At 41.8% G+C, this 17,561-nt stretch carries 2 protein-coding genes; both read right to left on the bottom strand.

The annotated features are described in order from the left end of the window. Positions 1-9,315: mucin-binding protein (locus tag IEU90_RS00005; RefSeq protein WP_188357551.1), on the bottom strand; the 9,315-nt coding region annotated here is incomplete at its 3' end. A gap of 524 nt (positions 9,316-9,839) precedes the next feature. Continuing rightward, positions 9,840-17,294 (bottom strand): Rib/alpha-like domain-containing protein, encoded by a 7,455-nt coding sequence (locus IEU90_RS00010; protein WP_188357552.1) that lies wholly within the window; start codon positions 17,292-17,294, stop codon positions 9,840-9,842. Positions 17,295-17,561: the final 267 nt, after the last annotated feature.

Raw genomic sequence — 17,561 nt, forward strand, 5'->3', positions numbered from 1 at the left:
CTCATTTGTAACCTTTGGTCCCTCTGGGTAGTTAGGGTTGATTGGTTCACCCGGTGTACCAGGCTTATCTGGCTTGAAGGTAGTTGTACCGTGCTTCAAGACAACCGTGTAAGTTTGCGTAGTATTGTCATCATTGTCAAAGACTGCGCCGGCTGGGAAGCCGTTACTTACAAGAACGTAGCCTTGGTCTTCAAGCTGCTTAATCGTTGCTGCAGTACTGTAGTCGATTAGGCTGCCTGGCTTACCAGTTAAGTTACCAGAAGTTGCGATTTGTGCGTTGTTGTTATCTTGATCAACGTAGTTAACAACAGCGTTTTGGTCGTTAACAACTGGAGTGTAGTGAACCGGTGTATCCTTACCAGGATCAGTAGGAGTTACCGTTGGTACTTCTGGAACGAAGCCTGGAATTGATGGTACTGGTTCATCTGGTGTTACCTTAGCTGGGTTCTCTGGATCAGTTGGGTACTGTGGTGTTGGTACGTTTGGAATTGGCTTGCCCGTTGGGTCAACTGGCACGATCTTACCATTCTTAGCGTACTGAACAGTAACCGTGTAATTATCATTTTCGTGAGTAAGCGTTACGCCCTTAACATTGACGCCATCGCCGTCACGATCAACGTTAACTACGTGGTAGCCTTCGACAACTGGTGTCTTAACGCCAGCAACAGATTGGCTGCCGCTCCAAGTCAATGGAGTTACCCATTGACCAGTTACCTTGTCAAGGACACCTTCAGCAGTGAAGTTAACAGTTTGTTCAACTGGATCACTGATCTTGTTGCCATTTTCATCAACGTATTGAACAGTCCGGGTAACATTCTTTGTTACTTGGTCGGAACCTTGTGGGTACTTAGGACCTTCCGGATCGTTAGGGTTGATTGGTTGACCTGGCTTGCCTGGTTCATTAGGGTTAACTGGTTGTGTACCATGACGGAATGTAACAGTGAAGACTTGATCGTGACCCTTGTCATTATCAAAGGCTGCATCTGCTGGGAAGCCATCATTTACAAGGACGTAACCCTTGTCAGTAAGGCTCTTAATTGTGTCAGCGGTACTGTAGTTAATCTTGTCACCAGGTTGACCACTTAAGTTACCAGAGTTGGCAATTTCTTCATTGTTAGTCAAGTCAATGTAACGAACTTGAGCGTTTTGAGTATTGTCAACTGGTGTGTACTTAACCGGTGTATCCTTAGTTGGTACTTCTGGCGTTACTGTTGGTGTTTCTGGAGTGTAACCAGGAATTGTTGGTACCGGCTCATTTGGCGTTACCTTAGTTGGATCTGTTGGATCGTTAGGGTATTCCGGAGTTGGTACATTTGGAATTGGCTTGCCTGTTGGATCAACAGGGATAATCTTACCAACCTTCTTGTAAACAACTTCTGTTACAACGTTTGGATTATCAGTAGTTGCTGTTAATCCACCAGCAGTCTTAACTGTAGCAACGTAACCTTCAATTACTGGAACGTCGATTACATCAAACTTGTGACTAGTTTCATTCCATGATCCTTCAGTAATTGTCTTACCAGTAAAGGCATCAACAACATCTGGAGTCCGGACAAATTCGCTCGTTTGAACATTGTTTTCACGAAGCGTGTTGCCACTTTCATCAACAAACTTAATTGTTTGTGATGCCGGAATGTTTTGTCCGTGTTCGTTAGTAGTTCCGTTTGGTGCGTAGTTTACGTATACATCGTAACTTGAGTCATTGTGAGTAAGTGATACGCCCTTAACGTTAGTACCATCAGCATCACGAGTTACGTAAGTTACATGCATACCGTTAACAGCAGGTGATTGAACACCCTTCACATCTTGAGCAGAAGTCCAAGTTAATTCACCTGGGCCGGTAATCTTGCCGTCAGTAACTGTTACCAACTTACCAGTAACATTATCAACGGTTCCATTAGCAGTGAAGCTTACTGTTTGGTTAACTGGTTCAGCAACTTGCTTTCCATCTTGGGTGTTCACAAAGTAGATAGTCCGTGTTACATCCTTTTGAAGGTCAGTCTTGTTGTAACCTGCACCTGGATGATCTGGGTTTACTGGACTAGTGCTGTGAGTCAAGTGAACCGTGAAGTTGTGGGTTCCTTCAACAGAGAATGTGTAACCATCTTTAGGGAAGTCATCACTTACTAAGGCGTATCCGTGTGATTCGTAGTTAGCAATCTTACCAGCAGTTGAGTAGTCACTCTTCTTACCATCAAGACCACTTAATGAATCACTGTCAAGAACTGTGTTAGTTACATCATCAATGTAAGTTACCGTTGCTTGAACGTTTTGACGGTATGTTACAGGAGTATCTACAGTTGGTACACCTGGTGTTACTGTTGGTACATCTGGAGTGTAACCAGGTACTGATGGAACTGGTTCATCAGGAGTTACCTTCGTTGGGTTTTGTGGATCATTAGGGTAATCCGGTGTTGGGGCGCCTGGAATTGGCTTACCTGTTGGATCTACCGGAATAATCTTACCAACTTTCTTGTAAACAACCTTGTCAGCAACATCTAGATTATCAATAGTTGCAGTCATTCCACCAGCAACAGTCCGGTCAGTTACGTAACCAGGAATTACTGGAACATTAACTGTCTTGTAAGTATGACTAGTACCAGTTGTCCACGTACCTTCTGTAACGTTACCTTCTGGATCAGTTACATCTGGTGTCCGTACAAAGGTAAAGTCAAGTGTTGATGGAACATGAAGAACATTACCAGCTTCATCTACAAATGTAACGGTTTGTGTTGATGGAAGGTTCTTGGCACCGTCTTGGTGAGTACCGTTTGATGCATAGTAAACATTTACAATGATGTTACCACTTTGCGCATTAACAGTTGTCTTTGCAACGTTGTTACCATCACGTTGATCAGCAGGAGTTACATTAGTTACATGCATACCCTTAACTGCTGGTGATTCAACAGCATCAAAGTCATGGTTAGCAGCGTTCCAAGTTAATTCACCAGCACCAGTAATCTTACCATCTACAACAGTAACTAGCTTATGAGTTACGTTATCAACAGTACCATTAGCGATAAAGTCAAATGATTGAGCAACTTGTTGAGCAACAACATTACCTTGACCATCTAAGTAGTTGATTGTTCGGGTAACAGTCTTCTTCAAGTCAGTTGCACTGTAACCTGCACCTGGGTGGTCTGGGGTTACTGGTGATGTTGTGTGTGTCAAGTAAACATTAAAGGTATGTTCACCACCAACTTCAAAGATATAACCATCCTTAGGGAAGCCATCTTTTACTAACTTGTAACCTTGAGCTTCATATCCGTCAATTGAACTCTTCGTTGAGTAATCACTCTTAACACCTTCAAGACCGCTTAATGAATCTGTCTTAAGTGTTTTACCAGTTACATTATCAATGTAATTTACTGTTGCGTTAACAGTTTGACTGTACTTAACTGGTGTATTCTTACCAGGATCAGTTGGCGTAACAGTTGGTACTTCTGGAGTTAATCCAGGAATTGAAGGTACTGGTTCATTAGGTGTTACCTTTGATGGATCTGTTGGATCGGTTGGGTATTGTGGTGTTGGTACGTTTGGAATTGGCTTGCCAGTTGGGTCAACTGGAATGATCTTACCATTCTTAGCGTACTTAACCGTTACCGTGTAGCTGTCATTTTCATGAGTAAGAGTTACACCCTTAACGTTATTACCTTCACCATCGCGGTCAACACTTACTAAGTGGTAACCTTCAACAACTGGTGACTTAACACCGTTAACAGTTTGGGAACCGCTCCAAGTTAATGGTGTTACCCATTGACCAGTTACCTTATCAAGAACCCCTTCAGCAGTGAAGTTGACTGGTTGTTCAACTGAATCACTAACCTTATTACCATTTTCGTCCACGTATTGGATTGTCCGCGTAACGTTCTTCGTTACTTGATCAGAGCCTTGTGGGTACTTAGGACCTTCTGGATCGTTAGGGTTGATTGGTTGACCTGGCTTACCTGGTTCATTAGGGTTAACTGGTTGGTGACCGTGCTTCATCGTAATGGTGAAGTGCTGGTCAGTAGCACCGTCGCCATCGAACTTAGTACCACTAGTAAAGTCAGAATCAACATATACATAGCCCATGTTTTCAAGGGCCTTAACAGCAGCTTCATTACCAGTAAAGGTAATTGCTTCACCGTTAATACCATCAGCAGCAAACTTAGTAGTTACTCCTGAAGCAACAATTTGCTTGTTGCCGTTATCCTGATCAACAATCGTCAAGTCAGCCTTTTGGATTTGGTTGTAGACAACTGGAGTATCCTTAGTTGGAACTTCTGGTGTTACAGTAGGAACTTCTGGACGATAGCCAGGAATGTTCGGTACCGGTTCTTTTGGATTTACATCCGTTGGGTTCGTTGGATCATTAGTGTACGGCTTGTTTGGTACATTTTCACCCGGCTTGTCTGGATTAGGAACCGGAGTACCATCTGGTAATTGCGGAACAATGTTACCAACCTTTTGGTAAACAACGGTTGCAACTACATTTGGATCATCAAGTGTAGCAGTTAACCCACCTGCAACAAATTTACCGTTTTGGTTAGTGTAACCAGATACCGCAACGTAACCATCAATTACCGGAACATCTTGAGTACCAAATATATGACTTGTACTATCCCAACTACCAGTCTTAGTAATCTGACCAGTTACTTCATCACGAGTGTCTCCACTGTAGACAAAGTCAGCACCAGTTGTAGTAATTGCTTTTGCAAGTTCATTACCTTCACCATCAACGAACTTAACAGTTTGGGTAGGTGTTACCTTCTTACCATTAATTACAGTTGTACCGTTCTTAGCGTAAGTTACAGTAACATCAATGTTGCCAGAATCCTTAGTAAGACCAGTAATTGCTGCAACGTTGTCGCCGTCTTTATGGCTTGAAACGTTAGATACATGGTAATTTTCTTCAGCTGGTGAAGTTACTCCTTCAAATGAAGTCTTGTCGCTAGTCCAAGTAATTTCTGGAGTTGCAGTGTCATCAGTATTAATTACCCACTTGCCATCTTCTTGCTTAGCATTTACAAGCTTACCAGTAATCTTGTCAACATAAGCAGTACCAGTAAATGTAGCAGTTTGCTTAGCGTTAGCTGGAACTTTACCAGTGAAGGCAGTGCCATCAGCGTTGACATAGTTAACAGTTAAGTTAACCTTCTTTGTCAATTGATCTGGTTGGGCTTCCTTTGGTGTGTTCTTTGGTACATCAGTTGGTGGCATAGTTGGTGTTACTGGTTGTACACCGTGCTTCATGTGAACAGTAACTGTAATGTTCTTATTTGCTTCAACCTTATCAGGAAGAGTACCTTCAGTACGTACATATACGTAACCTTGTTTTTCAAGATCAGAAATGCTCTTTTCAGGGTTGTAAGTTACAGGAGTATCAGCTGCTGCATCACCAGAGTTGAAACCAACGTTTGGAATGGTGCTGTCGGTAGTGTCATCGTGGAAGATCACTGAAACAGTACCTTGGTCCTTAACGTAAGGAACCTTCACATCTTCACCTGGGTTACCTGGGTTTGGAGTTACTTTGTCTCCTGGCTTACCAGATTCTGGGTGGTAACCTGGAACAGTTGGTTTTTCACCAGGGTTACCCTTAGTTGGATCGTTTGGATCGTTAGGGAACTGTGGTTGTGGTGCGTTTGGAATTGGGTCATCAGTAGTTGGATCAACTGGAATAATGTGACCAAGCGGTTTGTAGGTTACAGTCTTTTCAATGTCATCTTGAGTTACTTTAGTTGCAGGAACATTTGCTTGATCTGCGTAGTAACCCTTAATAACTGGAGAATCCACTTGCTTGTATTCAGTTGGTTGACCAGGTTCAATTGACCAATCCTTATCATATTCACCGTTAGGAACAATTTTGCCAGTTACATTATCCAAAGTAAGAGTTCTACTCCACTTAGAAGTTTGGATATTGTCATCTGCAGCCTTGCTACCATCACTGTACTTATAGTGGACAGTTTCGTTAACGGTCTTTTCGTATTGATCTGGGTTTACACCTTCATGTGGGTTATTCGGATTTACTGGAGCATAGGTGTGTACCAAATGAACAGTGAAGCTTTGGTCACTATTAGGATCAGTATCGTAGTTACCAAAGTTAGCTGCATCATAATTAGTAGTTGACAAGATATTGCCATTAGCATCACTTACAACGCTAACGAACTTGTAGCCTTTGTTAAGGTAATCTTGAACAGTTGATGCACCATTTTCAAAACTAATAGCAGTGTTTTCATCACCAGTAGCATTAAGTATGTTTAAAGTCTTGCCATTTTCAGTATCATCAACGATCTTTAAGCTGGCATTTTCTTTAACTGCCTTCTTCAAAACAACATTAAATACAGGGCCTTCGTTAGTAATAGTTGCTACAGTGTTTAGCCCAGCATTTTCAGCTGCTTTTTGAATAGCTTCTTTAGTTAAACCAGAAACATTGTATTTATTAGTCCCATCTTTAACAGCTTGAGCCCATTCATCGTCATTTGCGCTATATTTGTAGCCAGATGCATTCTCTTCAGCATTATTAAGATCAGACTCATAGTTAGTGTAATCAATGGTGTTAGCAGTTGCATTGCCAGCCGCATCAAATTTAACATTGCCTTGAGCATCAGTTTGCACCGGTTTACCAGTTACAGTACCACCAATTGCCTTTCCATTTTCATCGGTAATTGGTGTGGCTGTACTATTACCAGTTTGCTTAAGGTAGTTAATAGTAGCAGTTTGCTTACCAATGTGAATAATCTCGTCTTGCTTTTGATTAAGAACGGTTGTTGTAGTACTTACACCGTTAATACCCTTAGAAGTATCAAGAGTCTTCTCACCTGTCGAAGGATCAACATTGTAATAAGTAGTGGTTGTTGTACGTTTTAACCCGTTAACACCCTTTTGAACAAGTTGAACTTGGCCTGGCTTAAGATTTTCATCGTAAACAATCTTAACATCATAATTATCAACTTCTTGACTAGTCTTATCCTCTTGAGTTGGGATAATTGAGGCAACTAAAACAAGACGTTGAGAGTTCAACGGATCAAAACCAGTAGTATGAGCGTCATCTCCGTCTCCAGTATTGTAGTTACCAATTGGAGTACCTGTCTTTTTATCTACTGGATTATAGCCTGAACCAGCAGTAATATCATTCCCACTAACTACGTGTCCTGGCCATTCAGCAGTATTCCCAGATTTACTGTACTTAGTTGCTAAGTGTTCAATATCAGTCCAGTACTTATCAGAACTATTCTTAAAGTTTGCGATTGATTGTGCAATGCTCTCAGAACTTGAATCATCAAAAGTATAGTTATTGTCATTTAAGTTCTTATTATTCCACTTGAAGACATAGTACTTTTGACCAGTTGCATCAATTAAACCAGCGTCCATTGAGTAGAATAAGTTACCTGCACCATTATGACGAATAACCTGAGAATTCTTTTCCCAGTTAACGTACTTAGCACCGTCAATTTGGAAAACAGTGGAAGTATTAGCACCAGAAGTCAATGAGAACGCAAAAATTTCACCATAGTAATCATCGTAATCACTTTGTCCATCGAATGTTGCATTATTACCAACATAAACTTCTGGATGAGTGTTAGATGCTTGAGAAATAATGTTAAAGTTATCAGCGTATGGACGTTTCTCATTGTTCATTGAGTTGGTGAGCCTATAGCGGAATACCGCATCGTGCTCAACACGGAACTTAGCATCTTGTCCCATTCCAATATAGTTACCACCATCGTAGGAACCAGAAGCGTTCTTACCATTAGAAGTCATTAATAATTGAGAATGAGGTGAGACAATAACTTTACTGTTAGCATCAAGAAGAAGTCCTTCACCATTACCTTGGTTATCGATATGGATAATACTGTGATCACCAGTTACAAAGGTTGCAGTGTAACCTAAAACAATACCACCACGACCAGTAATGTTCATTGTAGTACTATCACCAAGAATCATAGTATTACGGTGCTTAGCAGCTTCAGTAGAACGGTCTCCTGTACGACCATTTTCCCATTCTCCAAGAATAGTATTACTAGCAACCGCACCGGTTCCACCAAATGGTTCATTAATTACAACAGCACGACCATGTCCAGCGTGAATATTAATTTTTGCACTATCGCCAGAAGTAAATGTACCATTATCAAGAATCCGCACACCTGCGCTCGCATTATCTAAACTTGAGCTTTGTTCATTGGCACGAGAGGCTGTTTGTGCGTCCTTTAAATTGACATTCAAACTAGCATTAATATCAACATTAATCTTTCCGCCGTCAGGTTCCGCAATACCGTCACCAGTAATTGAACGGTTGATATTTAATGTAGCACCTTGTTCAATATTAACATTGGAAGCTGCAATGTTTGCTGCCTTCCAGTTATTAACGCTGGCACCAGATAAAGTACTACCAATTTGTTGCTTTAATTCGTTAACACTACCAAACGTGACTGAATTAAAGTCATTAACATTAGAATTAACAGTGCCCTTAATATTAACAGTACCGTTACCAGTAACAGAACCATTAACGGTTACATCAACAAGGGTTAACTGACCGTTGTTAACAATTTTGTTTTGACTAAGGTTCAATACGGCGCCGTCAACACCATGGATAGTGAAAGCACGGTTAATGTTTAAATCACCAAATGGGTTAATGTTACCCTTAACGTTAACACCGCTAATACGGTAGTCACTAATAGCATTTTGAAGTTCATAAGCATTAGTAACTGTCTTGTAGTTGCTGTATTCACTATCAGCAGCGTTAGTATCAGCTTGTGCAGCAGCATTGTCATTATTTGATTGTTGCATTGCAGCTAAACTTGCAAATACACTTGCATAGTTGAAGTTATTTACAGCTGCTGATCTTACAGAAAATGCTTGTGTAGCTGTTGACTTAACAGCACTTGCTTGAGCGCTTGAATCAGCGGCTGATGAGCTTTGTACTGATGAAGCACTGCTGTTTTGAACAGCGTCACTAGCTACATCACTAGAAGCATTAGCAACAGCAGCGCTAACGGCAGCTTCGTAATCGTTGGCTGCTTGTGCCTTAACATCACCTGCTGGATTTTGGACAGCAGCTGAAGCACTGTTGCTTTGGCTAGCAGCTGTAGCAGACTTCAAAGTAGAAGTGCTAGTTGAGTTTAATGTTAAATTATGATCAGTTTGTTCTGCTGAGTCGCTTCCAGAAGCAGAATCAGCATTTGCTGTGGTGCTATCTGCTGAGGCAGTTCCTGCAGCAAATGTCACACCAAGCAAAACAGACGCTACACCAACAGATAATTTCTTGATGGTGAAACGTTGCTTTTTGGGTTCATATTTCTTTATTTGTTCTTCCCAGTTATTATGCGATAACATAAATTTACGTCCCCCTTGTTAGGCTTTATTGACGAATAAATAATACAAATTAACAGTGCACATAACTTGTTTACAATTACTAATATATAGTTTCTAAGGAAAAAGGCAACCCTATTTATCAAGTTATTTTCGTAAGCGTTTTACCAAAATTTGGTTAATCATTGATAAATGCTTGCCACATCAGCGTTTAGCGTTTTTGAAAAATAATACTTTTTTTAGAAGATTTTTTGAACACATGAAAAGTTTTTCATTCAACTTCTACGTAGATTTTACTAACTTTGCTTATCAAGCATTAACTTCCTGTATACGTTATTCATCAACACCTATCGTTATTTTAGGGAGATTTATTCCTCTTAATTCAATCGCATTTTTCGTGCATCCCCCTATCTACATTTAAGCAATTTTATTGATTTATAGCCAGATAAAAAGAGCGTGAATACTCATCATTTTAACGAGTATTCACGCTCTTTAATTTCGGTATCGTACTTAAGCTAGACTCTGAGAGGGGGAATCAGTTAGTTTAATTACTTATCAGCCTTACGTTTCTTATCACGACCCGCAAAGCTAAAGATACCTGCAAGAGAAGCAAGGCTCAAGCCGGCTAACGCACTAAGCTTGGATGAATCATTACCAGTCTGCGGTAACTTCTTCATGGCTTGCTGACTGCCGTTGTTATTCGTAGCGGCAGTATTGTCGGCACTGAGTTGACTGTTATTTGCATTTGCAGCACTGGCGTTCAGAGTGGTGTTTCCATCATTAGTGCCATTTTCATTATTCACATTGTTGTTTGTTCCAGCATTATTAGCACCAGTGTTCATCTCACCGTTCTCATTGCTATTACTGCTTGAGTTTGTGCCTGCAAGAACATGAACTTGAACAGTAACATCATATGTTGCACCATCAGGGAAGGTGACTTTAACGACCCCGGCATGGTTACCGAGCGTATTTACATCTGGTGCTTGCTTCCAAACATACTTGGTTCCTGCTGGCATTTGATCCTTATTCTTAATTGCATCTGCTGGATTTGGCAACTGACCTTGATTAGTTGAAATATCCTGTCCTTGCGGTGTAACGACCTTAACAGTTACCGTCACGACATCCTTTGAACCATCTGGATAAGTTACTACAGTCTTTTCAGAATGCGTACCATCGTTTTTGACGTCCTGAGTAACCTTGTTTGGATCAGCCCAGTCAACTTTGGTACCGCTTGGTAAGTTATCAAGGTTCTTAATCGTAGTATTAGCACCAGGAACTTGACCATTCGGCGTTACAACCGGCTGCGTTTCTGGAGTGTACTTATCAGCATCAGTTGGTTGGACATGGATCGTAACAGGCACTTCAGTCTTAGTTCCATCAGGGGTAGTGACTACAACTGTCGTAGATTTATCACCAGCAGTATTTACATCTGGCGTATCTTTCCATTCGTACTTAGTGCCATCTGGCAAGTCATTCTTATTCTTAATTCCAGCACTTGGATCTGGTAATTGACCCTTGTTAGTGGTGATTTCTTGACCAACTGGCTGGTTAGCCTGGTAGCTAATCTCAACCGTCATATCAGTGCTATCACCATTAACAGTCACTTCACCAGCATCCCCATTAACCTTGGCAGTGTAACCCTTGATTTGATTAATCGTTACCGCTGAAAGGGTTTGTGATGCCGGTTGCCATGCGTTGTAGTGAGCCACACCGTTAATCTCAACCCCGTCACGAGTAAACTTGGCGGTTTGGGTTGACGTGGTCTTTGTCCCATCAGGATTAAGTACTATAATCGTCCGGGTAACCGCGCTGTTCATGGCTGCATTATTCTTATTACATGGCAATGGTTTAATATCATTCGTAACCTTAACAGTGACATTGACCGTGTCCTTTGAACCATCAGGGTAGGTGACAATAACCTGCTCATCGTGATCGCCAGTCGTATTAACATCTTGGGCAACCTTATCGGGATCAGTCCAGTTAACTGTTGTCCCCGCTGGCAAATCTTTAAGGTTCTTAATACCGTCAGCTGGGTTTGGTACCCGCCCCTTTACCGTATTGATTGGCTGGGTAACTGGCGTATTTTCATCAGCATCTGTCGGTTTCGTTACATGAACCACAGTTGGCACTTCATCTTTTGAACCATCAGGATAGGTAACGACAACAATGGCTGGCTTGTTGCCTGGGGTGGTCGTATCGACTGGTGTCTTCCAGCTATACTTGGTGTCTTGTGGAAGGTCGCCCTTATTCTTGATACCATCAGCCGGATTTGGCATTTCGCCTGATTTAACCGTAACCACAGCCGGTTCTGGCGTGTACTTGTCGGCATCACTTGTAACGTTGACATAAACTGGAACAACATCTTTTGAACCATCATCGTAAGTTACCGTGACCGATTGCATTGTTAATCCAGCAGTCATGGTTGATGGCGTACCATTAGTCCAAGTGTAGCTCTTGACGTTCGTGAGTTCGTTCTTATTGACAATTCCTTCACTCGCCTTATTAGCCAAATTTTCACCAAGCGTTGCATCAATCGTACCGCCACGTGGATCATTCTTGTCGGCATCAGTCTTTTCTGGTGTTGGCGTTGCTGGGTTCTTAACCGTAATAACTACCGGCACAGTGTCCTTTGAGCCATCAGGGTAAGTGACAACAACGACCGCTGGCTGTTTACCAACCTTATTTGTGTCAGGAGTAGTTTCCCAAGTATAAGTCGTATTCTTCGGCAAATCAGATCCATTAGTGATGGCAGTTGAAGCAGCTGGTACCTTGGCGCCCTTATTAACCGCGATATTTTGACCTTTAGGAGTGTACTTATCGGCATCTGTTGGGTTGACATGAACGGTTGTCGGCACTTCATCAACAGAACCATCGGGATAGGTAACAGTGATGACGGCTGGCTTATCGCCTGATGTAGTCGTGTCAACCGGGGTCTTCCAGCTATACTTGGTGCCTTGTGGAAGGTCGCCCTTATTTGTAATTCCTTCACTAGCAGCGGGAAGCTTTTCACCCTTATTGACTGTAACTACTTGTCCTTCTGGATCATACTTGTCCGCGTCAGTTTTATTTGGTGTTGGGGTCGTTGGTTCAGTAACAATTACCGTTGTTGGGACCTGATCTCGTGAGCCGTCTGGGTAGGTAACATTAATGACGACTGGTTGTTTCCCTACCTTAGATGGATCTGGCGCAACATTCCAGGTGTACTTAGTGCCGGTTGGCAAATCAGTCCTATTCTTGATACCATCTGCTGGATCAGGAACTGGGTCGCCCTGCTTAATCGTAATTTGTTGTCCTTCTGGCGTGTACTTATCGGCATCGTCAGTGATATGAACCATTACAGGCACATCATCAACGGACCCATCAGGATAAGTTACGGAAACAATTCCGTTTCGTTCCCCAACCACATTAGTATCAGGGGCATCTTTCCAAGTGTACTTAGTGCCGGATGGTAAGTTGGTCTTATTAACGATTGCATCGGCAGCATCTCCATCAGTCAACTTGTGACCCTTGTTGACCGTAATATTGCCACCTTCTGCCGTGTACTTAATAGCGTCGGTTGGGTTGTAATTGATTGTAACAGTTGTGTCCTTTGTTTCAGCCGTGACAGTTACTGCTGGAACATCCGCTGTTTCTGGAACGTAACCAGTAAACTCAGGAGCAGTGAAGTTTTCCCATACATCGCTTGTGCCCGGTTTAATAGTCCAGTCACCATAGCTAAGAGTGTTGCCAGTAACCGCGTCAACTGTCTTAGAACGCTGGAATTGAACGTTCTGGGTGGTTACATTTGCTTTGCCAGTGTAAGGGTTATTAACGATAATCTTCCGAGTAGTCGTCTTAAACATATTGTCTGTGGTACCTTCATCCCCAGGGTTAATAACTTTAGTACCATCAGTAACATTAACCGTAATTGTCGGGTGGTCAACCGAACCATCATTATAGGTTACGGTAACGGGGATTGTGTAATCGCCGCTCTTGGTTGGCTTAATCGTTACTTTCCCAGTCGTTGGATCAATCGTTGCCCCAGCGGCAGGATCAACTGAGCCAAGGCTGAACTTCTTGACTGGAACGTTTGATACAGGAACAGTCTGACCATTCTTAGTAAAGCTTGGGGTGGTGGTAACCGGGTTATTAACGGTTGTTGAAACAGGTGAATAGCTTGGTTCGTAGGTATCGCTATCCTTAACTGTTGGCTCTTTAACTGTCAAATCAACCTTAACCGTGTCTTGGGAGCCATCGGGATAGGTAACCGTAATCCCAACACCCTTATAAGTACCTGGTGTTTGAACATCAGTCTTAACTTGGTCAGGGTCAGTCCAAGCAACACTAGGCGCTGGGGTCCCAAGGTCATTGAGGTTGGCAATCCCATTCTTAGCAGCGGGAACAGTCCCCTCGTCAGTTGTTACCGGTTGACCTTGTGGAGCATACTTGTCGGCATCTGTTTGGGGATTAGTGACATGGATTGTTATCGGTACTTCATCTTTTGAACCGTCTGGGTACGTTACGACAACTACTGCTGGCTTATCGCCTGGGGTGGTTGTGTCAGGAGTATTCTTCCAAGTGTACTTTGTGCCATCTGGTAAGTCACCCTTGTTCTTGATGCCAGTTGTCGGATCTGGAGTCTCACCCTTCTTAACAGTGATATCTTGACCTTGCGGAGTGTACTTCTCGGCATCAGTCCGATTGTCAATGACCGTCAATTTAATTGCAACAGTATCTTTGGAGCCATCAGTATACGTGACAGTAATATCCTCATTGTATGTTCCCGCGGTCTTAACATCGTTTGCCACCTGAGCTTCATCACTCCAGGCAATCTTTTGAACATTAGTTAATAGGTCGGCGTTCTCAATTCCCTTTTCTGCTGCTGGAACTTGATTCAAGTCAGTCGTAATGTTCTGGCCTACTGGATCATTCTTTTCGGCATCTGTCTTATCCGCAATGACAGTAAGTCCGTCTTGAATTGGGGATAAATCAAGATAAGTATTATTTCCACTGGCATCCTTATCATTAAAGATAATCCGAATGGCAAGATCTTGTTTACCGACTGTATTCGTGTCTGTTCCCGGTACCAATTCATAATTGATTGCCTTGATTGAACTAGGCAGTGTATCAAGCACACTATTATTAACTAATGATTTAAGCTGCGTTGAATCTGGAGTATTGCCCTTGCTTATCGTCAGGTTTGCATTTTCTTTAAGAACTGCACCAGCCAATGTAGTAGAAACATTAGTATTTACCTTATAGTTTGCCGTAAAGATCCCCAGCTTAACCGGCAATGTGTCTTCGGAAAATGTAATTGTGATGTTACCGGTCTTTGAAGCAGATAAGGTTGCTGGTGAAGTTACCGTTGAAAATTCACCATTCCAGTTCACTAGGTCTGTTCCGCCTAAGTTGTTAACACCATCGATAAATTGCCCATCGTTATAGGCAAATTTTTCAGGAGTTGTATTAAGAACTGTTGGATCAGTCGAATCAGAGGTGTAAACATCAAACTCTTTAACCGCTTGATTTGCGTCAACATTCATAGATTGGGCCGTTGTTTGGTGAAGCAACAATGGATTTGTTACAACCGCAACGGCACCGTTATTGCCAAACACAATTGTGTGCGTTGCGTCCCCAACATAAATTGGTGCCACAACATTGTCAATCGTCCCGTCCGAATACGTAACCTTAACCGGAATATTGTATAAGCCAACATTAGTTTGAGTTGTTGGAGCAACTGTAATCGCACCGTTACTTGCAATGCTCTTTACCCAATCTGGGGTATTAGCACCCAACGAAAACTCTACCCCGTTAGGAGCACTAACTTCTTTATTATCAGCGTCCTTAAACAATGGCGCCTTGGTTTCAGCTTGTTGGCCCTGCTTTACTTGGGTTCCTTCATAAGTCGGCTGATATTCATTCTTTTGTTGAAGGTCGCTACCAAACGTTACGCCAGCGCCGTTCCACCAGCTAAAGTGATTGATGAAATTATTCAGGGCTTGAGAAGCTTTTGATTGCCCCTCTGCCAAAGATACTTTATTTCCATCATTATCAAGGTAGTTTCCACCGCTAAAACTGGTGTACCCGGTATCAGTTGGCATAGCAGCCAAAATCACTTCATTATTACCACGAGCAGGAACATTTTCCGCGTGATTCATATATTCTGAACCATAGAAATAATAATCCGTATTATTATTAGTAAGCTTTTGGAAACTGTAAGCCCAATCGCCACCTTGACTTGCATTACTCAAATACTTAATGTTCCACGTTGTCGGTTCAGTTGATCCGACAGTCCGCATCGTGATTGGCGTTACATATTCTGTGTCTGCTGAATTTATTTGCAGTGAGCTCTTCCGGGGACCAGCGCTATCCAAGTGGATTAGGTAACTGCCACGAGTTGTTGTATTTGTACGTACAATGTTTACTAACTTTGGATTTGTAAATTGAATCTGGTCAGTACTACTCGTCCCCCACATTGTAATGATGCCAGGCCAGCCTTCCTGATAGTTATTGCTTGCTGCTGTCGTCGGCCACAAATCAGAGTTAGCCGAATCTTGTAAATCAAGGCTACCGCCATTAACTAGTAAATGGTAGTTATTCCCCAAGCCAACATTAGGACCCATGGATAATAACGGCGAATCAGAGTGGGCAACTCCCGTCCGAATAATCGCTAACTTAGCATCCTTACCAATTTGAACAGTACTATCAGCTGCATCACCCTTAGAATCAAGTTCAATTGGGGCATATGCACGGGAACCAGTGGTATTCATCTTAGTATTAACACTTAGTTGCGACCCATTTTGTAAATCAATATCACTAGCATTCATTACCGCCATCGACTTACCGGCACTTAAATTCATTACTGCCTGTGCATTCGGCATTAGGCGCAAAACACCCGTTGTTGCATTATCAATAGTTTGGTTGCCCGCACCCGTGGTAAATGTAATTCCGGCAATATTATCAGCGGTACTTACAATATTTAATTTAGCATTAGAATCAATAATCGCATTTCCGGCCACATTAAAGCTCGTTGCACCAGTTGCATTATTAGCAGTTGGCGTTACGGTCGTCGTCCCATCTTTAATTTCTAGATTATTAGTTTGTACTAAAGCATTATTGCCGCTAAGTTCTCCTTTAAGGACGTTATTTCCAGAAAACGTGACATTTACAGCACCGTTGCCATAACCGGCATTAAGCGTTGTCGCGTCTACATTAACATTCTTAAAATTAATTGAATCTTTCGATGGATCATTTGTCTGGATACATAATAATCCATATTGTATATTTTGCGCCTGAATATTACTTAATCCGGCAAAAGTAATATTCCAATGGTTATTATTAGTTTCTGTATTGTTAGTAAAGTAAATATACCGCGCACCCATCTTCAAGCTGTACTGGCCTTGACCATTGATGGTAACAGTGTGCGCTACCCCTTGGTTAGTAATTTGATCGTAATCCGCTAAAGAATTTTGCGAATTAGGAAGCTGACTACTCCCATCAATATTGCCAGTCAAAGTAATGGTATTGACGTCTTTATTACCTAATGCAGTCAAAAATTCAGAATAATTGCCTACTTTAACAGTGTCATTGACCTGCGATTTATTTTCAGTAGCCGCATTTATTACCGCATTTTTATTTATGATATTGCCATTATTCGTAGCGGGTGCTGGTGTGGTTGCTTTTTGCTCTTTAGCTTGGCCTTCATCAGCTGGAGCAGCACCTTTAGTGGTTTCAGCATCGTTTATAGCATTATTTGCATTCGTTTCACTTGCTTTTGCCGATGAAGTCTGCTGATTGCCGCTAGAAGCAGCATTAGCATCATTATCTATCCGCATAACGGCAGGTGTTTGTACCCCGCCATTAGTCTCAGGGGTTACGTCATCAGCCGCATAGGCACTAAGACCCATAAAAGTAAATCCAATCAAAACAGAAGCAACCCCGATAGTTAGCTTTTTTATTGCAAAACGCTGCTTTTTAGGCTCTTGCTTATAAAATTGTTCTTTCCGATTATTTTTTGATAACATTTTATTTCCCCCTCAAAAAATAAAAAAATTAATAATCATATTTCAATGCTAATCATAGTCCCCGTATCAACCTTTTTAAATCAATTAATTAATGAATAAATCACAAACTTATTACGAGAGTAACGTTTACAAATTCTCAAACCTTTAAACATATGATTGATTGATCATTTATAACCACAAACGCAAAAAAGAGCATGGATACTCTTTTCCACGAGTATTCACGCTCTTTTTGCAATTAAGATTCTTCTTTGATTTAGGGGGACAAGA

Source organism: Limosilactobacillus caviae, from assembly GCF_014635905.1.
GTDB lineage: Bacteria > Bacillota > Bacilli > Lactobacillales > Lactobacillaceae > Limosilactobacillus > Limosilactobacillus caviae.